24 protein-coding genes are annotated in these 23948 nt (G+C 36.3%); 11 read left to right on the top strand and 13 right to left on the bottom strand.

Translation table 11 applies throughout. The annotated features are described in order from the left end of the window. Window positions 1-81: 81 nt before the first annotated feature. From J7E57_RS11070 to J7E57_RS11090, 5 genes are all read right to left on the bottom strand, one after another. A complete protein-coding gene (locus J7E57_RS11070) occupies window positions 82-741 on the bottom strand; it encodes a CoA transferase subunit B (RefSeq protein ID WP_057934284.1) in 660 nt (219 codons plus the stop codon). A gap of 58 nt (window positions 742-799) precedes the next feature. After that, window positions 800-1501, bottom strand: a complete 702-nt coding sequence (locus tag J7E57_RS11075) for a CoA transferase subunit A (RefSeq protein ID WP_215127968.1) — start codon at window positions 1499-1501, stop codon at window positions 800-802. A gap of 297 nt (window positions 1502-1798) precedes the next feature. Further along, window positions 1799-2887 (bottom strand): PQQ-dependent sugar dehydrogenase, encoded by a 1089-nt coding sequence (locus J7E57_RS11080; RefSeq protein ID WP_215127970.1) that lies wholly within the window; start codon window positions 2885-2887, stop codon window positions 1799-1801. Between the two features lie 370 nt (window positions 2888-3257). Further along, entirely contained in the window at window positions 3258-5636 is a 2379-nt protein-coding gene (locus tag J7E57_RS11085; protein ID WP_215127972.1) for an endonuclease MutS2, read from the bottom strand. A 1-nt stretch (window position 5637) separates the two neighbouring features. Beyond that, window positions 5638-6195, bottom strand: a complete 558-nt coding sequence (locus tag J7E57_RS11090) for a DUF4296 domain-containing protein (RefSeq protein ID WP_215164975.1) — start codon at window positions 6193-6195, stop codon at window positions 5638-5640. 69 nt (window positions 6196-6264) lie between these two features. On the opposite strand from J7E57_RS11090, the gene J7E57_RS11095 reads away from it, so the two are divergent. The 4 genes from J7E57_RS11095 (at window position 6265) to J7E57_RS11110 (ending at window position 10039) form a co-directional block, all read left to right on the top strand. Then, window positions 6265-6966 (top strand): YggS family pyridoxal phosphate-dependent enzyme, encoded by a 702-nt coding sequence (locus J7E57_RS11095; RefSeq protein ID WP_215127976.1) that lies wholly within the window; start codon window positions 6265-6267, stop codon window positions 6964-6966. A 1-nt stretch (window position 6967) separates the two neighbouring features. Continuing rightward, a complete protein-coding gene (locus J7E57_RS11100; RefSeq protein ID WP_215127978.1) occupies window positions 6968-7435 on the top strand; it encodes a GNAT family N-acetyltransferase in 468 nt (155 codons plus the stop codon). A gap of 1 nt (window position 7436) precedes the next feature. Further along, entirely contained in the window at window positions 7437-8702 is a 1266-nt protein-coding gene (locus J7E57_RS11105; RefSeq protein ID WP_215127981.1) for an aspartate kinase, read from the top strand. Between the two features lie 149 nt (window positions 8703-8851). Further along, complete coding sequence (locus tag J7E57_RS11110) at window positions 8852-10039, top strand: class I SAM-dependent methyltransferase (protein ID WP_215127983.1); 1188 nt, start codon at window positions 8852-8854, stop codon at window positions 10037-10039. Window positions 10040-10323: 284 nt separating this feature from the next. Here J7E57_RS11110 and J7E57_RS11115 read toward each other — a convergent pair whose 3' ends face one another. From J7E57_RS11115 to J7E57_RS11130, 4 genes are all read right to left on the bottom strand, one after another. Then, window positions 10324-10521, bottom strand: a complete 198-nt coding sequence (locus J7E57_RS11115) for a cold-shock protein (RefSeq protein ID WP_029276380.1) — start codon at window positions 10519-10521, stop codon at window positions 10324-10326. A gap of 208 nt (window positions 10522-10729) precedes the next feature. Continuing rightward, complete coding sequence (locus tag J7E57_RS11120; protein WP_215127985.1) at window positions 10730-11365, bottom strand: peroxiredoxin; 636 nt, start codon at window positions 11363-11365, stop codon at window positions 10730-10732. Between the two features lie 161 nt (window positions 11366-11526). After that, window positions 11527-12621, bottom strand: coding sequence for a S1C family serine protease (locus J7E57_RS11125; RefSeq protein ID WP_215127987.1), 1095 nt, complete (start codon window positions 12619-12621; stop codon window positions 11527-11529). A 6-nt stretch (window positions 12622-12627) separates the two neighbouring features. Beyond that, window positions 12628-13194, bottom strand: coding sequence for an RNA polymerase sigma factor (locus J7E57_RS11130; protein ID WP_215127989.1), 567 nt, complete (start codon window positions 13192-13194; stop codon window positions 12628-12630). Between the two features lie 202 nt (window positions 13195-13396). Here J7E57_RS11130 and J7E57_RS11135 point away from each other — a divergent pair, with 202 nt between their 5' ends. The 6 genes from J7E57_RS11135 to J7E57_RS11160 all read left to right on the top strand — a co-directional run bounded on the left by J7E57_RS11135 (window position 13397) and on the right by J7E57_RS11160 (window position 16766). Further along, on the top strand, window positions 13397-13615 hold the full coding sequence (locus J7E57_RS11135; protein ID WP_215127991.1) for a hypothetical protein: 219 nt from the start codon (window positions 13397-13399) through the stop codon (window positions 13613-13615). A 144-nt stretch (window positions 13616-13759) separates the two neighbouring features. Further along, window positions 13760-13978 carry a hypothetical protein gene (locus J7E57_RS11140; RefSeq protein WP_057934271.1) on the top strand — a complete coding sequence of 73 codons (219 nt, stop codon included), beginning with the start codon at window positions 13760-13762 and terminating at the stop codon, window positions 13976-13978. A 131-nt stretch (window positions 13979-14109) separates the two neighbouring features. Next, a complete protein-coding gene (locus tag J7E57_RS11145; protein WP_215127993.1) occupies window positions 14110-14331 on the top strand; it encodes a hypothetical protein in 222 nt (73 codons plus the stop codon). 139 nt (window positions 14332-14470) lie between these two features. Continuing rightward, window positions 14471-14653 carry a hypothetical protein gene (locus tag J7E57_RS11150; RefSeq protein ID WP_215127996.1) on the top strand — a complete coding sequence of 61 codons (183 nt, stop codon included), beginning with the start codon at window positions 14471-14473 and terminating at the stop codon, window positions 14651-14653. A gap of 127 nt (window positions 14654-14780) precedes the next feature. Further along, a complete protein-coding gene (gene purB, locus J7E57_RS11155; protein WP_215127998.1) occupies window positions 14781-16127 on the top strand; it encodes an adenylosuccinate lyase in 1347 nt (448 codons plus the stop codon). Between the two features lie 87 nt (window positions 16128-16214). Then, a complete protein-coding gene (locus J7E57_RS11160) occupies window positions 16215-16766 on the top strand; it encodes a NifU family protein (RefSeq protein WP_057934267.1) in 552 nt (183 codons plus the stop codon). 186 nt (window positions 16767-16952) lie between these two features. Here J7E57_RS11160 and J7E57_RS11165 read toward each other — a convergent pair whose 3' ends face one another. The 4 genes from J7E57_RS11165 to J7E57_RS11180 form a co-directional block, all read right to left on the bottom strand. Further along, window positions 16953-17741, bottom strand: a complete 789-nt coding sequence (locus J7E57_RS11165; RefSeq protein ID WP_215128000.1) for an inositol monophosphatase family protein — start codon at window positions 17739-17741, stop codon at window positions 16953-16955. A 56-nt stretch (window positions 17742-17797) separates the two neighbouring features. Further along, complete coding sequence (locus tag J7E57_RS11170) at window positions 17798-18946, bottom strand: prolipoprotein diacylglyceryl transferase (protein ID WP_215128002.1); 1149 nt, start codon at window positions 18944-18946, stop codon at window positions 17798-17800. Window positions 18947-19336: 390 nt separating this feature from the next. Then, window positions 19337-20659 (bottom strand): tRNA (N(6)-L-threonylcarbamoyladenosine(37)-C(2))-methylthiotransferase MtaB, encoded by a 1323-nt coding sequence (gene mtaB, locus J7E57_RS11175; protein WP_215128004.1) that lies wholly within the window; start codon window positions 20657-20659, stop codon window positions 19337-19339. Window positions 20660-20827: 168 nt separating this feature from the next. Then, complete coding sequence (locus J7E57_RS11180; RefSeq protein ID WP_215128007.1) at window positions 20828-21397, bottom strand: UbiX family flavin prenyltransferase; 570 nt, start codon at window positions 21395-21397, stop codon at window positions 20828-20830. 697 nt (window positions 21398-22094) lie between these two features. On the opposite strand from J7E57_RS11180, the gene J7E57_RS11185 reads away from it, so the two are divergent. Beyond that, window positions 22095-23948: an ATP-binding protein gene (locus tag J7E57_RS11185; protein WP_215128009.1), complete on the top strand. Its 1854-nt coding sequence runs from the start codon at window positions 22095-22097 to the stop codon at window positions 23946-23948.

Raw genomic sequence — 23948 nt, forward strand, 5'->3', positions numbered from 1 at the left:
GATCTCTCCATTTCGCTGTGCTCCAGTCGAGATGACGACAAATGACGAGCTACCCGTGGCTAATGCCTCCAAAACGCCAATTTAATCCAATCTCATTTCAGGAATCTCTCCTTCTACTACCAGTCTTCCAGCTGTAGATTGTTGTATAAATTCGATACTTACGCCTGGTGCACGCTCCAAAAGTTTAAAACCACCTTCAGGTAAAATATCCAAAACGGCCAATTCAGTTACAATTTTTTTAATGCATTTTACACCGGTTAAAGGCAAAGTACATTTAGGTAATAATTTACTTTCTCCGGCTTTATTGATGTGCTGCATCGCCACAATGATATTTTTGGCTGATGCTACCAAATCCATAGCTCCGCCCATTCCCTTAACCATTTTACCGGGGATTTTCCAGTTGGCAATATCTCCATTTTCTGACACCTCCATGGCTCCCAGAATAGTCAGATCTACTTTTTGCGCACGGATCATCCCAAAACTCATGGCCGAATCAAAAATAGACGATCCTGGCAAGGTAGTAATGGTCTGTTTACCTGCGTTTATTAAATCGGCATCTTCCTCTCCTTCGAAGGGAAATGGCCCCATACCCAATAAGCCGTTTTCAGATTGTAACACTACGTTAATTCCCTTTGGAATATAATTGGCGACCAAAGTAGGTATGCCAATACCAAGGTTAACATAGTATCCGTCTTTTATTTCTTTAGCGATGCGCTGTGCGATTTCTTCTTTTGAAAACATATTTTTTTTTAATGATTGATTGAAAGAATTTCGAATGAGTGAATGAACCACCAATGAACTATTGAACCTTCCTCACCGTTCGTTGCTCGATTCTTTTCTCATAATCTTTCCCTTGAAAAATCCGATGAACATAAATACCAGGCGTATGGATATAATCTGGATCTAATTCACCAGCTTCTACCAATTCTTCTACCTCGGCAATGGTTACTTTACCTGCCATAGCCATTATAGGATTAAAGTTGCGGCTGGTAGACCTGAAGATCAAATTTCCAGCGGTATCACCTTTCCAGGCTTTAACAATAGCGAAATCTGCATCAAAGGCATATTCCATTAAATAATCCTTGCCATCAAAATTGCGCACTTCTTTGCCTTCTGCCACTTCGGTACCCACGCCCGCAGGCGTAAAAATTGCAGGCATACCATATCCAGCAGCCAGGCAACGCGTCGCTAAGGTACCTTGCGGAATAAGGTCTACTTCAAGTTCGCCACTCAGCAATTGCCTTTCAAATTCGGCATTTTCACCTACATACGAAGAAATCATTTTTTTAACCTGGCGTTGTTTCAGCATTAAACCAATACCAAAATCATCAACACCAGCATTATTAGAGATACAGGTTAAATTTTTCACCTGCTTGTTTACCAAAGCATTAATGCAATTTTCTGGAATACCACAAAGCCCGAAACCACCAAGCATGAGGGTAGCACCGTCTGATATATCTTTGATAGCCTCTTCAGCTCCAGATACCACTTTATTTATCATCTTATGAATTTTTTGGTTAGTTCGCTAAATTACAAATTGCCGTCAAAAATGTAGCATTTATAATTTTTAAATCTTCCAGGAATATTAATTAATTGGAATTAATCTAAATAACTATTACCTTTGTGCTGCAATGATTTACGAGAGAGAAGAAAGTCTATTCATATTACCCACCGATCCTGAATTTCAAAAAGGCATGGGTTTTATTTTCAGCTGTACGGCTGAGCATAAAAAATGTTGTGAGAAATTCAAAAAAGGTAAACGCTGTAAAAAGTGCCCCGGACGGAAAAAATAATTAATCTACTTCGCAATTTCTACAATTTTATCATCGCTTCCATTACTGGTACAGATATAAATTTTCCCTTCTGGCGATTGGCAAACAGCCCTTATCCTACCATAAGTGTTTACATAAAAATCTTTCGTTGCTGTAATTTTTGTTTGAGCATCATCTAATTTAAGCTGCATCAATTTAGTCCCTTTTAATACTGCCAATAGTAACGAATTTTTAAACTGCGGAATATAATCTGAATTGTAATAAGCTAAACCACTAGGCGCAATAGTTGGTGTCCAATTGATTAATGGCTCTACCACATTGTTCGAACTGCAAAACGATTGTTCTCCACTTTCATTACAAAAACCTTTAATATTTGGCCATCCGTAGTTTCTTCCCTTTTCGATAATATTAATCTCATCATCAGAATCCGGGCCATGCTCTGAAGAGAAAATTTTATTGCCTACCTGGGTCAATCCTTGTGCATTTCGATGTCCTAAAGACCAAACTGGGTTATTTGGATAAGGGTTATCACCGGGGATCGAGCCATCTAAATTTATCCTTAAAATTTTCCCCGCTAAGGAATTAACATTTTGAGGATTGCCAGTATCAGCAGCATCGCCAGTACTGATAAATAGTTTACCGCCACTGATCAGCAAACGCGAACCATTGTGGATTGAAGCAGCAGGAATCTGATCCAATAATACCTGCGGACTCGTTAAATTTCCTCCGCCGTAAGTATAACGTACAACTTTAGCTTTATAGGTACTACCATAGCCATAAATTACATAAACGTATGGGTTACTGGTAAAATCGGGATGGAGTGTCATTCCAAGCAAGCCACCTTCTCCATTGGTGCGTACTTCGGTTATGGTAAGTAAAGGCGTTACTTGCCCATTGGCAGGATTTAAACGACTAATTTTACCTGCTTTTTCGGTAAACCAAATGAAATTATCAGGTCCATACACTATTTCCCAAGGAAGGCTCAATCCGGATACAACTACTTTTGATTTTAATTCTACATCAGGTAAAGTACCTGGATTGTCGTTATCATCACCATTCTTTTTGCAATTTGTAACGAATAGCATTACAAATAAACAGAGTAGTATTGCCCTCATAACCGTAACGTTTTAGAAATAACAACGTTACGGTTATAAAGTTTTATTTTTATTGGGATAGGTCGTCATTTCGAGCATAGTGCAACGAAGCCGAGAAATCTTTTAAACTAAGTTTACAAAACCTCAAAGATCACTCCAATACGGTCGAGATGACGATGATCGGGTGGATTTTCTGTGTTTTTGTTCGATTCTAATGAGCGCATAATAGTTCTGCGATTTTATCGCGAAATATAATTAGAATGTCAGATGGTAACATCCGACATCACTATTATCTAATTAATAATATAGATCTCTCCATTACGTTGCACTCCAGTCGAGATGACGCTTGGATAACTCAAATCTCATGTCTCAAATCTCTCATCTCACAACATCAATTCAAATACACATAAGTAATCCCATCCCCACCTCTATCAGCATGTTCATCTTCCATCCTATTTACCTGACTATATTTACGCAGGTATTCTCTGATCATTTTCCGCAAAATGCCATCACCTTTACCGTGAATCAGTTTAATGGACGGAAAGCCGAGCATAATGGCTTTATCTAAATATTTCTCTACTTCAAAGAGGGCGTCTTCAGTTCGTTTTCCACGAAGATCAAGTTCGGCCCTGAAACCAGATACGGCATCATTCATGCGCCCTGCAAAAGAATTTGCACTGCTTTGAACTACTTTTTTAGCTTCGCGGTTACTCACCTTTTGAACGCGGTTCTTTTTAACAGTCGATCGTAAATCGCCAATAGCCAAAACCAATTCATTGCGGTTAATTTCTAAAACCTGACCAATGGTTTCACTATCTGTAAATTTCACTAAATCACCAATTTCAATTTCACCGCCAACAATTACCTGTACTGGTTTAGGGCGCTCTTTCGGAATAGTATTTTTAACCAGCTCTTTTTGCAAATTCTGGCGGAGCTCTTTAGTTACTTCTTTATCAGCTTGCTTTTCCTTAATCTCAGCGATGGTATTTTCAACCAGTTTATTGGCATTTTTAATAATATTCTGCGCCTCTTGTTTCGCCTCTTTAATCAGTACCTTTCTATTCTCCTCTAAAAAGCTTTTCAACTTTTCATTTTCGGCAACCAGGTTTTTAGCTTTATTCTGCTGATTGGCTAAACTTACTTTGGCATCGTACACATTTTTCTTTTCGCGCTCCAGATCAACAAGCATGGTATCTACGCGGTTCTGGTTAGATCCTGTTTTTTCTTTAGCCAGCTCGATTACCTCTTTTGGCAAACCAATATTCTGAGCGATTTCGAATGCATAAGAACTACCAGGTTTACCCATTTCCAAAATATAAAGTGGTTTCATTTTGGCATTATCAAAAAGCATTGATGCATTTTCCAAACCAGGTGTATTACCTGCAAAAAGCTTTAAATTAGAATAATGGGTAGTAATTACCCCCCTCACCTTTTTATTGTTCAACACCTCTAAAACAGCTTCAGCCATTGGTCCCCCAAACTGCGGATCGGTTCCGGTACCAAACTCATCAATCAGCACCATCGTTTTTGGCGAAGCATGTTCTACAAAATAGCGCATCTTCTTTAGGTGTGCACTGTAAGTACTTAAATCACTTTCTATAGATTGGTCATCGCCGATATCGGCAAAAATATTTTCAAAAATACCCACTTCACTATTCGCATCAACCGGAATTAACAAACCTGTTTGCAACATAATCTGCAAAAGGCCAACGGTTTTCATACAAACCGATTTACCGCCTGCATTTGGTCCTGATACCAATACCACCCGGGTTTCGGCATCTATATGGATATTTAAAGGTGTGACCGTTTTCTTTTCGGCGGCAAATGAAATCGATAATAAAGGGTGCCTTGCATTAATCAGCTTGGTTTTAGGCTCTTTTAACAAACCTGGCATCTCAGCTTCAATATCCATCGCAAATAAAGCCTTTGCACGAACAAAATCCAGTTTGGTAAGGAAACCATGGTAAGAAAGCAATAGTGGCGAATATGGCCGCAAATCGTCCGTTAGCGCAATTAAAATCTTAATAATTTCCCGGCGTTTGTCAAACTCTAAGTCGCGCAGCTTATTATTTAGGGTAAATACTTCTTCAGGCTCAATGTAAACCGTCTGCCCTGTTGCCGATTCATCGTGTACAAAGCCCTTGAGTTTACGCTTGTTCTCGGCCAAAACCGGAATACACATTCTACCATCACGAATGGTTAAACTACCATCGGCAACCCAGTTATTGGCAATCGCCTGCTTGTAGATCGAATCCATTCGCTTACGCACATCTTGTTCAGCTTTCGAAATGGCAGAGGTAATCTCCTGCAATTCTTTTGATGCATTGGGTTTGATCTTTCCTTTGGCATCTATAACGCTTTCTATTTTACGAAGGATCGTTTTTTCGATCGGCAGATGCTCAAATAAAGCTTCTAATGTAGGGTATACTTCTGCACGTTCTTCGAAAAAACGGAGTACCGAGAAAACCGTATGCAACGAAGTATATACCTGAAACCACTCATCTTCCAATAGATAAGTGCCTTCAACCCTGATTTTTTCAACCAGCGACTTAATATCAAAAAAGGTATTAATCTGTAGTGGTTCCTGATTTTGCAGGATACTTTTAAACTCGTTTGTTTGTCGTAGAAACTTATCAATCTGATCAAAACGGTTCATCACCTGCATCTTCTCTACCATTGTTTGCCCCATCGGACTTAAACAATGTTTGCTAATCAGTTGCCTGATCTCAACAAAACCTAAACGTTCTAAACAGTTTTCGGGATATAACATATTATTGTACAATAGCTGGACTTCGAACTACTTCCGATACGCCAGCTTTTTTTATATTAATTAATGAATCGGCCTGTTTTTTCTTCTTTGCAATTTCAGCAACTGCTTTAACCTTCGATAAAGAATCTGGTTTCATTTTTTTTCTGATCGCAAGAGAATCGGCCTTAAATTTCTTTGCTATCACTAAAGAGTCGGCTTTAAATGCTTTTTTCTTTATTATCAGATCAGCTAATGCCGTTCCCTTTTTTTGCTTGGCTAACAATTTTTGTATGTTTTTATACATCGCCTCTAATGCTACAGGGTTGGTATTATACCATATTAAACTCTTGTTATATTCGGCAGAATCTGTACCAAATTTTTTATAAATCCCTTTATAATAAGCTGATGCCACCTTCTTTGCTGAATCTACTACATAAATGCTTGAAAGGTAGCCATCAACAATGTGCATATCGTATAAAATCTTTTCCATTTTATCAGGTTTAATAATGCCATCAGGTATACCAGGTTTGCAACCAAACCATAATATAGCTGTCATTAAAACCCATATTAATCTCTTCATGCTTAATTTAAATATTATTTTTTGCCCAAATTGCGGCAAGGTTATTAATTTTACCAAAAATAGTTATAAATGAGCATAGCTGATAATCTTAAACAATATAAAAGCGAAGTTGAATCAGGCGGGGTAAAACTAATTGCCGTTTCAAAAACACAACCAGTAGAATCAATTTTAGAAGCCTACAACGCCGGACAGCGCATTTTTGGAGAAAACCATGTACAAGAAATGGTAGATAAACAGGCACAACTTCCAAACGATATCGAATGGCACCTTATTGGCCATTTACAAAGTAATAAGGTAAAATACATTGCCCCTTTTGTAAAACTTATTCATGGGGTAGACAGTTTGAAACTGCTACAGGAAATCAATAAACAAGCGGCAAAAAACAAACGCGTAATTGATTGCTTATTACAGGTTTACATTGCAGATGAAGACACTAAATTCGGACTTGGTTTTGATGAAGTAATCGAATTGCTACGTGCCGAAGACTTAGCCGAATTGAAAAATATCCGTATTGTGGGCTTAATGGGCATCGCCACCAATACCAAGAACGAAAAACAGATTACGACCGAATTTCACGAACTAAAAGTATTTTTTGATGGCATTAAAGTGAGTTTTTTCCGTAAAGACGATGCTTTTAAAGAAATATCGACCGGAATGAGTGCAGATTATAAAATTGCAATTGAAGAAGGCAGTACAATGGTACGCATTGGTAGCAGTATTTTCGGAAAAAGGGTAATCAAACATTTCAAAAACGATATTACGACCAACTAATATGGATTTTAACATCAGATTTGCGACTGCAGAAGATTGTCCAAGAATATTGGAATTAATTAATGAGCTCGCCATTTATGAGCGTGCCCCTGAAGAAGTAACGGTTACTTTAGATCACTTTATCGATGCTGGTTTTGGCAAAGCCCCAGTATGGAAAGCTTACGTAGCCGAAGTAAATAATATAATTGTGGGCTTCGCATTATACTATACACGTTACTCTACATGGAAAGGATGCAGGTTATATCTCGAAGATTTTATCGTAACAGAAGAATTTAGAGGAAAAGGTCTGGGTAAAGTATTATTCGAAAAAGTGATAGAAGAGGCTAAAAACGGTAATTATAGCGGCATGGTTTGGCAAGTATTAGACTGGAACGAGCCGGCAATAAACTTCTACAATAAATATAAGGCACATTTAGAAAGTGGCTGGTTAAACGCAGCTTTCTCTAAAGAACAAATCAAGGCATTTTAATATGGATATTTTTAAGTTTGGTGGTGCCTCGGTAAAAGATGCAGATGGAGTGAAAAATCTGGCCAATATTGTCCGCGATTACAAAAAAGGAAATTTACTGATTGTGATTTCGGCGATGGGTAAGATTACTGATAAACTGGAAAAGTTAACGCAGGCATTCTTATCACAAAGTGACGAAGCGCATGCAATTTTTGATGAGATTAAACATTTCCATTTCAGTATTATAGATGAGCTGTTTCAAGGCAAAGCCAATCCTGTTTATGATGATGTGGCTAACACATTTGTTGAAATTGACTGGCTGATTGAAGATGAACCGGATAACAACGCTGATTACATTTACGACCAGATTGTATCTATCGGCGAAGTGGTTTCTACAAAAATTGTGGCAGCCTGGTTAAACGAAACAGGTAATAAAGCCCTTTGGGCTGATGCACGGAATTATATCCAGACTGACAATACCTACCGCGAAGGAAAAGTAGATTGGGCAAAAACCAATCAGATTATACAAAAAGACTTATTACCACTCTTAACCGACAACATTATTGTCACACAAGGATTTATTGGCGGCACCAGCGAAAACTACACCACAACTTTAGGCAGGGAAGGTTCTGATTATTCGGCAGCCATATTTGCTTCCTGCTTAGATGCTGCTGCACTAACCATCTGGAAGGATGTTCCCGGGGTATTAAATGCAGATCCGAAATGGTTTGACGAAACAGAAAAAATTGCCCAGCTTTCTTATCACGATGCGATAGAGCTTACTTATTATGGCGCAACGGTAATCCATCCAAAAACAATAAAACCACTTCAAAATAAAGGGATTCCGCTTTTTGTAAGGTCATTTATCCAACCAGAAGGCTCAGGAACAGCAATTACCAAAGAAAATAACCCATTGCCTATCCCCTCTTTTATCTTTAAGGTTAACCAGGCGTTGATTTCTATTTTCCCAAAAGATTATTCTTTTATTATCGAAGAAAACCTGAGCAATATTTTTGAGCTTTTCCATACACACCGGATCAAAATCAATACCATGCTCAATTCTGCTATCAGCTTTTCGGTAAGCGTTGATGATCATCCTACTCAAATTGAAAAACTGATCAAAGACCTTTCTCAAGAATTTACAGTAAAATACAACAAGGGCCTGGAACTGGTAACCATCCGCTATTATAACCAGCAAACAATAGACCGTGTAACAGTTGATAAAGATATTTTATTGGAAGTGAAGAGCCGTCATACCTGCCAGATGGTGATGAAGAATAGGGTCTAAAACTTATAATATCATTAACTTAAAAAACATTGTCATCCTGAGCTTGTCGAAGGACAAGTATCTTATTTATTTGAGATTACCTGCAGGTCTTCGACAGGCTCAGACTGACAATAGCGCCTACCCTTATAACAAGTACCTGAATTTAAACAATGAACAATAAACTTTTAGCCAAAGCCGTACAAGACTATATCAGCACAAATTTAAATGCAGATGTAAATCAGATTGCTTTAGCAAAAAGTCCGTTCGAGGGTATTACTGCAGCCGAACTGGCCACACAAATTACCGCAAAAAAAAAATCAGAAAAAAAATTACCCACCTGGTTTAACACTCAAGGTATTTACTACCCTCCTGTATTATCCATCGAACAAACTTCTTCTGAAATTACTGCTAAATACAAATCTAAACTAGCTAAAGGCAATACTTTAATTGATATTACCGGAGGTTTCGGGATAGACAGCTATTACTTTTCTAAAAAGGTAAAAGCGGTTACACATTGCGAAATTAACCCTGAACTATCTGCAATAGCTAAACATAATGCGCAGGCTTTACATATAGCAAATATCGAATTTAAAGCAGAAGACGGAATTGCTTACCTCCAGACTAGTGATGCATCATTTGATACGATTTATGTAGATCCTGCCCGAAGGGCCGAAAAGGGCAAAGTTTTTATGCTAAAAGACTGTACACCCGACATTGCAAGTAATCTGGATGCCTTATTAGAAAAATCTTCGAGGATAATCGTCAAAACTGCTCCTTTACTCGATATTTCAGCAGGATTATCAGAATTGAAACAAGTTAGCGAGATTCATATTGTGAGTTTAAAAAATGAGTGCAAAGAACTCTTATGGATTATCGATAAAGATTACAATGGTGATACGAAAATTATAGCTGTAACCCTAAATAACGGGATTGAGAAAGATTTTTCCTTTTACAGATCAGCTTCAAATGGTTCAATTCAGTTTATTGACGATTTAAACACTGGTGATTACTTGTACGAACCAGATGCTGCTTTACTAAAATCGGGCGCTTTTAATTTAATTGGCACAACTTACAATCTTTTAAAACTACATCCTCAAACACAGCTGTTTAGTTCGGCTATTGTAAATGAAGATTTCCCAGGCAGGATATTTAAAATTGAAGTTGTACTTACTACCGCGGCACTTAAGAAACAAGAAAATTTAAGGGGAAATGTGATTGTACGGAACTATCCGGCAAAGCCTGAAGATTTAGTTAAGAAATATAAAATAAAAGCAGATCAAAATCAGTTTTTAATTTTCACCAAGGTGGGCAATGGAGAAAACATCGTTGTTAAAGCATCAATTATACAGTATTATTAGGTTGTCATTCTGAGCGTAGCGAAGAATTTGCAACCTATGAATTACTACTTTTACTTACACGATATACTCCTCATCGTGAGATCGTCATTTCGACTGCAGTGTTCTAAAGGAACTCCTTTGGAGGAGAAATCTATAATAGAGTAACGACTTAATAGATCTCTCCGTTCCGCTATGCTTCAGTCGAGATGACGATTTCGTTCAAAATGACAAAGCTATATAGCACAAAAAGCCACTCAATAGAAAGGCTTTTTGTGGTGATGAAGAAGTAATCTTTATATTATTGCTTAAACTTTCTTAACATTTACTGCCTGTAAACCTTTTCTGCCTTCAGCTACTTCAAATTCTACTGTATCGTTTTCTTTCAAGCTTTCGATTCCACCTAAAACATCTTTAAAATGTACAAATAAGTCCTTATTGTCTTCTTGTACAATAAATCCAAAGCCTTTTTGAGTGTTAAACCATTTAACTTTTCCGGTTGCCATAAAAAAATAAAAAATTGTATAAAATAATTAAACCTTTTACGCCTTGATCAGCATTTCATTTAACCAATTGAGTATTAATACGAATAAAACAACCAGCTTAAGCGTTAATATTGAAACAAAACTACCAAATATAATAAATTATGAATGTAATGCAAGCCATTTCTGACCATTCAACAAGAATGTTGCGTTATTAAATAAAATTTTTGGATTATTTATTTGGTTGAGGTGTAGTACGTAAATATGGTTTAATTACTTGGTGTCCTTTAGGAAATTTAGCTGGAATATCTTCCGTTTTAATGCTGTTTACCACAATTACATCTTCTCCATCTTTCCAATCGGCAGGCGTAGCCACACTATAATTGGCCGTAAGCTGTAAAGAATCAATCACACGTAACACTTCATTAAAATTTCTTCCTGTTGATGCTGGATAAGTAATGATTAATTTCACCTTTTTATCAGGACTGATTACGAACAACGAGCGAACCGTTAAAGTTTCTGAAGCATTCGGGTGGATCATATCATAGAGATTTGCCACTGTTTTGTCCGGATCTGCAATAATCGGAAATTCGACAGAAGTATTTTGAGTTTCGTTAATATCATTAATCCATCCTTTATGCGACTCGGCAGAATCAACGCTTAAGGCCAAAACCTTAACGTTTCTTTTTTCAAATTCACCTTTTAAAGCTGCAGTTCTACCCAGTTCTGTGGTACAAACAGGGGTATAATCGGCAGGGTGAGAAAACAATACTCCCCAGCTGTCGCCTAAATAATCGTAAAAATCTATTTCGCCAATGGATGTGTTGGCTTTGAAATTCGGTGCGGTATCGCCTAATCTTATACTCATGATATTATTAATTTAATTTTGACTAAAACAAATCTAAACAATACTATACTAAATACATAGATTTAATATTATTTTAAGACCTCCAAATTACAATTCCAATAAAAAACCCTGAAGAATCAATCTTCAGGGTTTAAGAATATTAATTTGTTTGGGGTATTGCGTTAGTATGCTTTTATCATAAATACATAATCCTGTATTTTTTCGATTTGTTTGGTGCGTTTTAAACCAGACAGCAAGCTCTTCTTGTTGGCAGAAAGTTTATTTACACCTAGTGAATCCTGAGGAATGGCCCTCATTGCCTCTAAAATATATTTTGATTTAATGGCAAAAGCTGCACCTTCAGTCTGATCAGGCTTACCACTAATAATACCTACCAAATTTCCGTTATTATCTAGAACAGGACCACCGCTATTACCCGGATTAACTGAAATGGCCACCTGATACTGAGTGGTATCACCAATAAAACCATTTTTAGAACTCACGTAACCTTCTCCAAGCACAGCATCATCTTTTGGATAACCTAAGGTATATACAATTTCACCAATGTTGCTTGTATTCCTTTTAATGGTGTATGGAATAGATGACAAGTTACTGAAGTGTTTATCGTTTATTTTAAGAATTGCAATATCGTTTTGAGGATCTGTGTAAACTGACTTTACCTTGAACGATTCTCCTCTACTGTTTTGCACATATAAAGAATCAGCGCCATTAATAATATGCAGGTTGGTTAAAATGTAACCATTTGTAGAAATGGCAAAACCAGTACCACCAAAACTATTCTGAGCATTTGGCTTACCAGAAGTTGTATTATTATGCTTAATATTTCTGATTAAGCTATTTTGTGTTTTAATAGCATTATTTACCTGGTTGCTTAACTGCCTGTAACGTTCTGCCTGTTGAGTATTATGCTGAATAGAGTAAATAGAAACCAGAGAGAGTACAACGAAAGATGCTGCAACTGCAATTGCAGATTTATGTTTGCGCCACAATTGAACCACACGTGACGGATGAGGCCTAAGTGTAGAAGCCAAACCCTCCACATCAATTTCTGAATGAATATGATTTAACTGTTCTTTTAAGCGCAACTGCTCAGCAAATGTTCCCATAGATTCTAAAAAGAACTTATGCGAAACTACTTTATGGTCTACTGTGGCATCATTACGACGTAACTGTTCAAAAGCTTCAGTTTCCTGTGCATTAAGTTTACCTAAAAGGTAATCTTCAATAATTGCATCTAACTCCAAATCGTTTCTCATTTCAAATTATGGTTGAAAAAATATTTTCTTTAACCTTTGCAGGCATTTATATTTCTGCGTTTTTGCATTATCGGTATTGGTATAACCAAACTTTTCGCAGATATCCTGCATGGATAAATTGTGGATATAAAAATCCTGAATAATGGTTTTACAAGGTTCGCCCAGATGATCGAGCGCCGATTGCATTTTTACAAAAGCAGCATCCTTTTCTTCATGATGCTCTACATCTTCCTCAACAGCAAATACATCTTCATAATCAGTAATATTACCGGCTTTTTTACTGTTTAGGCTAAGTTTTTTTAGCCAAATACGCCGACATACCGAATAAATGTAGGTTTTGAGTTTGCTGCTCAGCTCAAAATTGCCTTCCTTAATTTTGTTATATAAAATTATTATACCTTCCTGATAAACATCTTTTGCATCATCTTCATCACCGTTATTATTCAGGATAAATTGCAAAACCATTGCATAATAAGCCTTGTATAACTTGTTAAGTGTATCTTCTGAGTTATTTAGAATACCTAAAATAACCTCTCTATCTGTTGGAACTGAACTCTTTAAACTGTTATTCACTAGTTAATACATTTTTCTATAAATAGTAACCCAATATTAGACAAAAAAATATTTATAGCTACTATAATTGCTTAATACAAACTTAAAGCAAACGGTAACCCAAACCTCAAAAAAAAATATTTTAACTTTTTTGTAAATTATCGGGTTACCTTTTTACCTTTGCGGCATTAATAAGAAATTAATTACTTAAAAAAATTCAAAAATGAAAAATGCATTCAAATTAGGCTTTTTAGCTTTAGCTTTATCTTTATCAGTTGTTGCTTGTAACTCAGAAAAAAAAGCTGAAGGTACTGATACTACTTTAACTGATTCTTCTACTATCGTTACTGATACTACTGCAAAAGATACTACAGTTAAAGATTCTACAGTAAAAGATACAACTGTAAAAACTACTACAACTACAGAAGAAGTTAAACACTAGTCTAACTTTACTCATAAAAAAGGCTCCTGATGTAAAATCGGGAGCCTTTTTATTTTTTTTACTTTTTTTTTATTTTTTTGGGTTACCTTTTTAAATAAGTGGTATTAACAGGTAAATTAATTAATTACTTAAAAATACTCAAAAATGAAAAATGCATTCAAATTAGGCTTTTTAGCTTTAGCTTTATCTTTATCAGTTGTTGCTTGTAACTCAGAAAAAAAAGCAGAAGGTACTGATACAACAGCTACAGATTCTTCAACTATCGTTACTGATACTACTGCAAAAGATACTACAGTTAAAGATTCTACAGTAAAAGATACTACTGTAAAAACTACTACAGAAAAAACTGAAGTTAAACACTAGTCTAACTTACTTATAAGAAAAGCCTTTGGAAATTCATTTTCTAAAGGCTTTTTTATTTTATCAGAAAAACGGGTTACCTTTTATCATTTTAGGCATTAACAGTATATAGTAACCCTAAAACAGATATCAAAATGAAAAATGCATTCAAATTAGGCTTTTTAGCCCTAGCTCTATCTTTAACAGTTGCTGCTTGCGGCGAATCAGGTAAAAAAGCTGATGGTGCTGACACAACAGTTACAGATTCATCAACTATTATTACTGATACTACTGCTATTGATACTACAGTTAAAGATTCTACTGTAAAAGACACTACAGTTAAAGCTACTACTACAAAAGAAGAAGTAAAACACTAATTATTTTTACTAAATAACATAAAAAAGGTCGCGTTTTCATATCGCGACCTTTTTTATTTAAGAAAACAGGATTAATTCTTGTCTTTTTTGTATAAATTAGTAATTAATTAATTTTCAAAACCAAACAAATTAAAAAAAAATGAAAAATGCATTCAAAATGGGCTTCTTAGCTCTAGCTTTATCCCTATCCGTTGTTGCTTGTAAATCAGAAAAAAAAGATGGCGCAACTAATTCATCTAAAGTTGATTCTACAGTTGTAGATACTACTGTAAAAGATACAACCGTTAAAGACACTACAGTAAAAGACACAACTAAAAAATAGTTTTAGCTATTACTCCAAAAAGCCTTGGAAATTCTAAGGCCTTTTTTATTTTATATTAATTTCTAGGAATCAAGACCTTAAAATCCATCAATTGTAGTAAATTTGCGGCAAAAATATAATCCGCATAATGAATTTAACATCACTACAAGCTATTTCACCAGTTGATGGCCGTTACAGAAAAACAACCGAAAGTTTAGCTGCTTACTTTTCTGAAGAAGCCTTAATCAAATACCGTGTTTTTGTAGAAATCGAATATTTTATCGCACTTTGCGAAATCAACCTGCCTGGCTTAGAAAATTTTGATAAAAATCTTTATGCCCAATTGCGCAAAATCCACGAAAACTTCTCAGAAGTTGATGCCTTAGAAATTAAGGAAACTGAAAAAGTAACCAACCACGATGTTAAAGCTGTCGAATATTTTATCAAAAGTAAATTCGATGCGCTATCACTTCAGCACTATAAAGAGTTTATCCACTTCGGGTTAACCTCTCAGGACATTAATAATACTGCCATTCCTTATTCTATTAAATTAGCATTGAATGAAAGTTATTATCCGGCAATTAATACACTGATCGAAAAGATAAATGCCTTGGCTACAGAGTGGAAAGATATTCCGATGTTGGCACATACACATGGCCAGCCGGCCTCTCCTACCAAATTAGGCAAAGAGTTTTTGGTTTTTGCCGAACGCTTGGCTATTCAGGTAGAAAGTTTAAAAAACATCCCTAATAGTGCAAAATTTGGTGGCGCTACTGGAAACTTCAACGCACATCATATTGCTTACCCTACAGTAAACTGGGTTAATTTCTCTAACCAGTTTGTTAACGAGACTTTGGGCTTAACACGTGCACAGCACACTACACAAATTGAACATTACGATCAATTTGCAGCTCAATGTGATGCTTTAAAACGTATAAATAACATTATTATAGATTTGGACAGAGATATCTGGACATATATTTCTAAAAACTATTTCAAACAGAGAATCAAAGCAGGAGAGATTGGTTCATCGGCTATGCCACATAAGGTTAATCCGATCGATTTCGAAAATGCTGAAGGAAATGCAGGAATTGCCAATGCTTTGTTCGAGTTTTTCGCTGCTAAATTGCCAATCTCACGCTTACAGAGAGACTTAACCGACTCTACTGTTTTAAGAAACGTAGGCGTTCCTTTTGGACATACCTTAATTGCTATTAATTCTACGCTACGCGGATTAAACAAGATTTTATTAAATGAAGCTGCTTTACATGCCGATTTGGACGAAAACTGGGCAGTTGTTGCCGAGGCTATTCAAACGGTTTTAAGAAGAGAGAACTACCCTAACCCTTACGAAGCCCTAAAAGAATTAACCAGAACAAATTCAAAAATCAATGCAGCAAGCATTGCTGAGTTTATTGAAGGTTTAGCAGTTTCTGAAGCTGTTAAGGTGCAATTGAGAACGATTACACCTTTTAATTATACTGGCGTTTTCTAGTCAAATTAAATTGACGTTAAGCAGACAGCTTACAAAGGTTTTATTAGTGAGTAATTGTTAATTTTGTTTATTCAAATTGATTAAGACATGACGATTAACGTATATACAGAACAGACTCCAAATCCAGCTACCATGAAATTCATGGTAAACAAGCTGTTAATAAATGGCAGTGAGGATTTTGCAACTAAAGAGAGCGCAGAACATTCGCCTTTTGCTAAAGAGTTATTTAAGTTCAACTTTGTTTCTGGCGTTTTTTTCGCCAGCAATTTTGTTACCATTACCAAAACAGATGACGCAGAATGGGCTGATATTGAAGCTATTTTAAAAGAATTTGTTAAGGGCGCTGTAGAATCTGAATTAAAAATTAAAGAAGCAACTACCGAAGAAGCTCCTGCTTTTGAGGGTACAGAAACCGAAATTAAAATTCAGCAGATTCTGCATGATTACGTACGCCCAGCTGTTGAACAGGATGGTGGTGCAATTACATACAAATCATTCGATGAAGGTGTGGTTACAGTAGAATTACGTGGTTCTTGCAGTGGTTGTCCATCTTCTACCATTACGCTTAAATCTGGTATCCAAAACTTATTGCAGAGAATGGTGCCGGAAGTTACAGAAGTTGTTTCTGAAGCGCTTTAAAATTGTGCATTTTTCATAGTACATATAGTGAAAAGGTCCCGATGAGAATCGGGACCTTTTTTGTTATGCGCGTTCAGTTTCGTCATCTCGACTGAAGCACAGCGGAATGGAGAGATCTACAAGTTAATTTTAATATCTACAGATTTCTCCACTACGGTCAAAATGACGATCTACGAAGGTAGCACCTTAAAAATACTGCTTAATCGCAGTTAACATTTCAGCAGTAAGTTTACCATTGGTAGCCAAAATCTCTCTTTTTTCAAAGTAATCATTTCCACCTGAGAAATCGTAAACCTCTCCTCCAGCCTGCTGCACAATAAAGCATCCGGCTGCAAAATCCCATTGCTGCAGATTGTATTCAAAAAAAGCATCGAAACGTCCACAAGCTGTATATACCAAATCTATTGCTGCCGCACCAATTCTACGTACACCGTGGCTTTTCTGCATCATTTCGGTCAATAATTTTAAGTACTGAGGCTGTTTATCAAACTGATAATATGGAAAACCCGTCGCCAACAAACTTGAACGCAGATCAGGATTTATAGAAACTTTAATTTCTTTCTTATTCATAAAAGCAAGTCCGCCTTTATACGAATAGAACATTTCTCCCCTGTTTAATTCGTAAACTACACCAATTACAGGTAATCCATCTTCATAAAGCGCCACACTTATACCGTAAGTTGGAATGCCATGGATAAAATTGGTTGTACCATCCAAGGGATCAATTATCCAGGTATGGGTTTTACCTGTACGGTTAATGGTTTTCTCTTCGGTTATGAAACCCGCATCGGGAATTAATTTTTCGAGATTTTGAACCAGTTTCTGCTCTGCTGTCTTATCAACATAAGAAACCATGTCATTTAATCCTTTGTATTCTATTTTTTGAACATCGAACTGCATTGCTTCTTTACGGATAAAATTTCCTGTAAGCCTTACAATCGATATTACTTTTGTACACAGTAATTCGTAATTCATAACTATTTAACAGTAAAACGAGGCGTTTATTGGATGATAAATGAACTTATAGGGCATTAAGCCAGTTGATTCCTGTTCCTTAAAGCATAAGCACTTAATGCGATGCCGCCAACAACAAGAAAAGTAGAAATCATTTCTGCCTGGGTAAAAGACAAACCAAAAACATGGTATTTAGAGTTTACACGGATTAATTCTATGCAAAAACGCTCAATACCGTTCAAGATCATGTAAATACCAAACATTAAACCAGGCGCTTTTATTTTATCTCTGATTCGCCATAAAAAGGCAAAAAGGATTAAACATATAATTACTTCGTAAATTGGCGTTGGGTAAACACCTTGTGCCAATTCGTTGCAAAACTTCCCGGTACAACCAGGAATTGGAATTCCTTCGCCTACTACATTATTCGGATATTTGTAAGACCACAGCCAATCTGGAAGCCAGGAAAATGGCTTTGGATTATTATTTACAATGCCCCAGTCGCCATCTCCGGCCAAATGGCAACCAATACGTCCTACTGCATAAGCCAGCATCATTCCCGGCCCGCCTACATCAAGCATATGGAGCGGTTTAATACCATTTCTTTTAGCAATAATTAATACAGCCGCACCGCCGCAAATTAAACCACCATAAAAAGTTAAACCACTAAAAGATAATAACCGTTCGATGGGATGTTGAACAAAATCATCCCAATACTCTAAATTATCGAAGAATTTAGCTCCTAAAAATCCCCAGATCGCAGCCCAAACAATCAGATTACTCATCGTTTGGTATGGGTGGATGGTTACCTGTGTTTCTTTTGGCTTATCCAGCTTGTGTTTATTCTTTTCGGTATAATCCCAATAAGCAAACAAACCGGCGAAAAACAGCCCGCCAATTATATTTCCTTTGGTCGACATTAAAATAGCCTGTGCATCATTTACAAACAGTTTATAGTTTAACAATGCATAAACCAATTTATAACCAATAACAAAACCGAAAAGGCCATTCATGATCAGCTCTGAGGTGGTAGCAGGTTTGCCAACCACAATTGTCTTTTTAATTGGGTGGAGTATGCCTAATGCCTCTTTACGCTTAAGCTCTTTGGTAAAAGCCCAGTAACCGGCAACAAAGGCCAACGCTACAAAAACACCGAAAGTATTAAATGGAAGCGGTAAATTAATGCCGAATAAGTATTCTAAAAAATGTGAAACGGTAGGAAACATACAAATAATTTGTTGCGAAGATAGGAAAGAAAGACCAAAGCTGAAAGATTAAAGCGGAAAGCTTAAAGACTAAAGGAGAAAGACCAAAGCGCTTAGTTAAAAGGCCGAAAAAGCGTGTAAAAATCTTTTTTTTGGAAAAGAGTGGTTCTTTATTTCATCGGTTAGTACAGTCCTGCTCTGCGCTTTACTTCGTGTTCGCTCCAATCCAGGTTTATTTAACTAATTACGGTAGTTCCCAGGGGGTATTTTGATCAAGAGATATCAATTCCATCATCCATCTTATAATTTTCCATATTTAAGGTCCTTCGACTACGCTCAGGATGACTAATCGAGGGAATGTGAAAATATAAATTTTGACTCAAGACTTCCGTCCAATGACTCGGGACTAAACTAATGATGTGTGTGAATAGTTTCCAGTTCAGCTACTTCTACTTCTCCATCGGCAGTAATTTCTAAAAGCTTAACCGCTTTTAATTCATTTACCATAACCGGATCGTATTTGGCACGTACTTTTACATAGTTTTTGGTGAAACCATGCATGTAACCCGATTTCTGATCTGCCTCGAAAAGCACTTCGGCTTCAGCACCAATTTGAGATTCGTAGAAAGCCCTACGTTTTTTATCAGATAAAATATGGAGCATTTTACTGCGCTCATTACGCTCGCTGCCCTGCACAACACCTTTCATTTCGGCTGCAGCTGTTAATTCGCGCTCAGAGTAAGTAAATACGTGTAGATAAGAAATATCAAGCTGATTTAAAAATTGATAGGTATCCAAGAAATCTTCTTTCGTTTCACCAGGAAAACCAACAATCACATCAACACCAATACAACAATGAGGCATTACTTCCTTAATTTTGGCAACACGTTCTACATACAAATCGCTACGGTAACGACGGCGCATTAAACCTAAAATTTTATCAGAACCCGATTGTAAGGGAATATGAAAATGTGGAACAAACCTTTTCGAAGTGGATACAAACTGAATGATCTCATTGCTCAAAAGATTTGGCTCAATAGATGAAATACGGATTCTTTCAATTCCTTCTACCTCATCTAAAGCTTTAACAAGGTCAAAAAACTTATCTTCACGCTGACCGTTTCTAATTCCGAAATCGCCAAGATTTACACCAGTTAAAACAATTTCTTTAACACCGCTATCTGCAATCATTTTTGCGCGATTCACCACATTTTCAATGGTATCGCTACGACTTGCACCGCGTGCTAAAGGAATGGTACAATATGTACAAGGATAATCGCAGCCATCCTGTACTTTCAAAAAAGTACGTGTCCTATCGCCAATCGAATAAGAGGCAATAAAATTATGGTTTACTTTCTCTATATTTTGCTGATGAATAAGGGTTTTCGGTTGCTTGGTTAAATCGGTAATATATTCCACTATCCTGAATTTTTCTGCAGCGCCTAAAACCATATCAACACCTTCTATTTCGGCAATTTCCTGTGGTTTTAACTGCGCATAGCAACCTACAATAGTTACAAAAGCATTAGGAGAATATTTTAAAGCTTCTTTAACAACTTTACGGCATTTTTTATCGGCATGCTCCGTAACAGAGCAGGTGTTAATCACATAAACATCGGCCTGATCCTGAAACTCTACTACAGCATAACCCGCATCGGTAAATAACCGACCAATAGTTGATGTTTCAGAGAAATTTAGTTTACAACCTAATGTATAAAATGCGACCTTTTTCATTGAGGCTGCAAATATAAGAAATTTGTTCGGAGTTGGGAGCTTGCAGCAGCTATAGCACACAAATTACAGTGTATTAACAAAAGATTAGTTTGGGGTTCAGTGTTTAGAGTTTGGAAAATTTTATGAAATAGATTAATTTACTCAATACCCACAACTCAACACTCCTAACTAATCTTCCTGCCACCGATAACTTTCCTGCTCGAAACCTGCCAGGTCTAACACCCGGCTAATTACAGTGCCGGCAACTTCTTCTATTGTTTGAGGCAAACTGTAAAAAGACGGATTGGCCGGACAGATGATTCCACCCGCTTCGGTTACGGTTTTCATATTGTTGATGTGGATTAAACTGAACGGGGTATCTCTTACTACAGCTATTAATTTCCTGCGTTCTTTTAACACAACGTCTGCTGCCCTTGAAATCAAATCGTTCGATATTCCATGTGCTACCCTACCCAAAGTTCCCATAGAACAAGGAATAATAATCATGGTATCGTATTTTGCCGACCCTGAGGCAAAAGGAGCATTAAAATCGTTTTTGTTATAAAAGGTAAAGTCTTTAAAATGGTTATAATCCTGATTCCCCAGTTCGAATTGCCAAACCGCTTTTGCATTATCGCTCATCACTACACCAACTGCCTCAACCTGATCTTTTAATGTTAATAACCGGTCAAATAAAACCTTTGCATAAATAGATCCGCTGGCACCTGTAACCGCAACAATCACTTTCTTTTTCATCATAACACAAAAATAGTTTTTCTAAATCCATTAAAACAAAAAAGGGCCAGAACATTGTTCTGACCCTACATCTACCTATGAAAAACATACCCTCGAAAGGGTAAGAACAAATATATATAAATTTTTAAAAAAATTTAAGCAAGAAATGTTAAATCGCTTAAATCAAACATTTAATTTAAAAACAAAGCACAAAGCGCTGATTACCAGACAAATAATTTTAAAGAAAAAACACATAAAAGCTTTTTTCCTACTTAAAAAGACATCATTTTCAACAAATTATCGTTTAAGATTGTCTTAGAAATCAGTCATAAACACCAAGTAAGGTCCTACTTTATAATTAGGCTACTGATTTTTACACTTTTGACTTTACAATTTTTTCATATTGATATAACATAAAATCAATTCGATTGCATAAAAACATTCTGGCGATTTTACAAATATAATCTCGAATGAATGCTCTTTCGTAACTGAAGAGCAAACGAAATATTATATACCATTTTTATACTCCCTTATATGTATGAATGTTTAACGATAACAGACCAGGGACTAAATACTGAACCACAACAACTTACAATCAGACAGAAAAACATCACACTTACTATTTATACCGTTCTGTATGATAAATATTATATCATCCTTACAAATCGGTTGGTGATTAGCTGCTTAACGATTATATTTGAAAAAGTGTCAACTTAAATTTATGATAGATTTAGCCTCTCCATTCTTAAAAGCACTGTTAAAACATTCGAAGAACCCCATAATTATTTTTAAGGTAAAACCGATATTGGTGGTGGTAGAACATAACGATGCTTACCAAGCTTTAATTGGGCGGATTGGAGGAAAATTAAAATTCTATGATATTAACATTATCCCAAACCTCCTGTCTGCTACTGAAAAGGTACTTCTGATTAAAACAGTTCAGAAAGTAAGTGAGCTTAAAGCAAAAGCTACGATGGTTATTCATCCCATTTATTCTAACTCGCCAAATGTAAAATGGGAATTGGAATTCTCGCCGGTATTACAAAACGACCGCCCGGTTGAATATATCATCTGTTCATTAAAAGAAATTCCGTTAGATGAAAATGACCTTGAGCATATTTTATTTGAACTTTCAGAAAGTGAAGCACGTTTTAGAGGATTTTTTGAGCAGGCTCCTCTGGGCATGTGCGTATTAAAAGGTCCGGAGCTTATTACAGAATATGCAAACGATAATATATTAAAACTTTGGGGCAAGACAAGGAAAGAAGTAATCGGGATTCCACAAGAAAAGGCACGACCAGAGCTCGAAAAACAACAAGCACTTGTAGCGCATGTAAAAGATATTTTTAAAAACGGCCAACCCTTAACAATCAATGAATTAAAAATCTCGACACCTATTTCAGACGGTTATTTCATCGCTTTTTATGAGCCGTTAAAAAATGATAAAAATGAAGTAAGCAGAATTTTAGTGATTATTAAAGATATTACGGAGCAGGTAAATTTCAAAAAAGAACTACTTAAAGCTAAAGACATTTTAAAAATAGCCATGGATGCATCAGAAATGGGTTCATGGAATATCGATCTGGAAAGCAAACAGATACTTTTATCGGAAAGGGCACAACAAATTTACGAACTGGAAAATAACAGGTTGGGTATAGAAGAAGCCAAATCATTGATATCTATGGAAGACATCGGGCACCTTACCAGTGGCATCAGACGTGCATTACACCATCGAAATGCTTTTAACATCGAATATCAGATTAACTTGAGTGGCATAAGCGCTAAAAGCAAATGGTTAAGAACAGCAGGAAAAGCCTATTATAACGAACAAGGAAAAGCCGTTTATATTGCCGGAGCTGTTTTGGATATTACAGAACATAAACAGGACGAAATTAGAAAAAACGACTTTATCGGTATGGTAAGTCACGAACTTAAAACTCCACTAACATCGTTAAGTGCTTATGTACAACTTTTACAGCATAAATTTAAAGAAACGGATAACGACTTCACCATTCAGATACTTGACAAGGTAAATGTTCAGTTAAAAAGAATGTCGTTAATGATCGACGGCTTTTTAAATGTATCCTTATTAGAAGCTGGCAAAATTTTATTGAACAAAACAAATTTTGATTTAGTTCATTTGATTAAAACCATAGCTGAAGAAAATAGAATTGTTTTACCCAGTCATTTCATCCAGGTGATTGGTACGGAAGAAATGATTGTAAATGCCGATATGGAGAAAATCGGCAATGTGATCACTAACCTGATTGGAAATGCAGCGAAATACTCAAAAAAGAACTCTTTAATTGCAATAAAGTGCGAAACACAAAAGGATTATGTAGTTGTTAGTGTGGAAGATGAAGGTATAGGCATTAGGGAAAATGATATACCCAAACTTTTCGACCGTTTTTACCGCGTAGAGAGCCCCGACACTAAAACAATTGCAGGATTTGGAGTTGGCCTGTATATTTGTGCCGAAGTAATTGAAAGACATCATGGAAAAATTTGGGCAGAAAGCAAATTGGGTAAAGGTTCTACATTTTATTTCAGCTTACCCGCTACAAATGACCTATAA

Origin of the sequence: Pedobacter sp. ISL-64, from assembly GCF_018613605.1 — a bacterium.
In the GTDB taxonomy this organism is placed as follows: Bacteria; Bacteroidota; Bacteroidia; order Sphingobacteriales; family Sphingobacteriaceae; genus Pedobacter.

Coding starts and splice junctions, on each gene's coding strand:
- J7E57_RS11070 (WP_057934284.1), bottom strand. CDS start 741: ATGTTTTCAAAAGAAGAAATCGCACAGCGCATCGCTAAAGAAATAAAA.
- J7E57_RS11075 (WP_215127968.1), bottom strand. CDS start 1,501: ATGATAAATAAAGTGGTATCTGGAGCTGAAGAGGCTATCAAAGATATA.
- J7E57_RS11080 (WP_215127970.1), bottom strand. CDS start 2,887: ATGAGGGCAATACTACTCTGTTTATTTGTAATGCTATTCGTTACAAAT.
- J7E57_RS11085 (WP_215127972.1), bottom strand. CDS start 5,636: ATGTTATATCCCGAAAACTGTTTAGAACGTTTAGGTTTTGTTGAGATC.
- J7E57_RS11090 (WP_215164975.1), bottom strand. CDS start 6,195: ATGAAGAGATTAATATGGGTTTTAATGACAGCTATATTATGGTTTGGT.
- J7E57_RS11095 (WP_215127976.1), top strand. CDS start 6,265: ATGAGCATAGCTGATAATCTTAAACAATATAAAAGCGAAGTTGAATCA.
- J7E57_RS11100 (WP_215127978.1), top strand. CDS start 6,968: ATGGATTTTAACATCAGATTTGCGACTGCAGAAGATTGTCCAAGAATA.
- J7E57_RS11105 (WP_215127981.1), top strand. CDS start 7,437: ATGGATATTTTTAAGTTTGGTGGTGCCTCGGTAAAAGATGCAGATGGA.
- J7E57_RS11110 (WP_215127983.1), top strand. CDS start 8,852: ATGAACAATAAACTTTTAGCCAAAGCCGTACAAGACTATATCAGCACA.
- J7E57_RS11115 (WP_029276380.1), bottom strand. CDS start 10,521: ATGGCAACCGGAAAAGTTAAATGGTTTAACACTCAAAAAGGCTTTGGA.
- J7E57_RS11120 (WP_215127985.1), bottom strand. CDS start 11,365: ATGAGTATAAGATTAGGCGATACCGCACCGAATTTCAAAGCCAACACA.
- J7E57_RS11125 (WP_215127987.1), bottom strand. CDS start 12,621: ATGAGAAACGATTTGGAGTTAGATGCAATTATTGAAGATTACCTTTTA.
- J7E57_RS11135 (WP_215127991.1), top strand. CDS start 13,397: ATGAAAAATGCATTCAAATTAGGCTTTTTAGCTTTAGCTTTATCTTTA.
- J7E57_RS11140 (WP_057934271.1), top strand. CDS start 13,760: ATGAAAAATGCATTCAAATTAGGCTTTTTAGCTTTAGCTTTATCTTTA.
- J7E57_RS11145 (WP_215127993.1), top strand. CDS start 14,110: ATGAAAAATGCATTCAAATTAGGCTTTTTAGCCCTAGCTCTATCTTTA.
- J7E57_RS11150 (WP_215127996.1), top strand. CDS start 14,471: ATGAAAAATGCATTCAAAATGGGCTTCTTAGCTCTAGCTTTATCCCTA.
- purB (WP_215127998.1), top strand. CDS start 14,781: ATGAATTTAACATCACTACAAGCTATTTCACCAGTTGATGGCCGTTAC.
- J7E57_RS11160 (WP_057934267.1), top strand. CDS start 16,215: ATGACGATTAACGTATATACAGAACAGACTCCAAATCCAGCTACCATG.
- J7E57_RS11165 (WP_215128000.1), bottom strand. CDS start 17,741: ATGAATTACGAATTACTGTGTACAAAAGTAATATCGATTGTAAGGCTT.
- J7E57_RS11170 (WP_215128002.1), bottom strand. CDS start 18,946: ATGTTTCCTACCGTTTCACATTTTTTAGAATACTTATTCGGCATTAAT.
- mtaB (WP_215128004.1), bottom strand. CDS start 20,659: ATGAAAAAGGTCGCATTTTATACATTAGGTTGTAAACTAAATTTCTCT.
- J7E57_RS11180 (WP_215128007.1), bottom strand. CDS start 21,397: ATGATGAAAAAGAAAGTGATTGTTGCGGTTACAGGTGCCAGCGGATCT.
- J7E57_RS11185 (WP_215128009.1), top strand. CDS start 22,095: ATGATAGATTTAGCCTCTCCATTCTTAAAAGCACTGTTAAAACATTCG.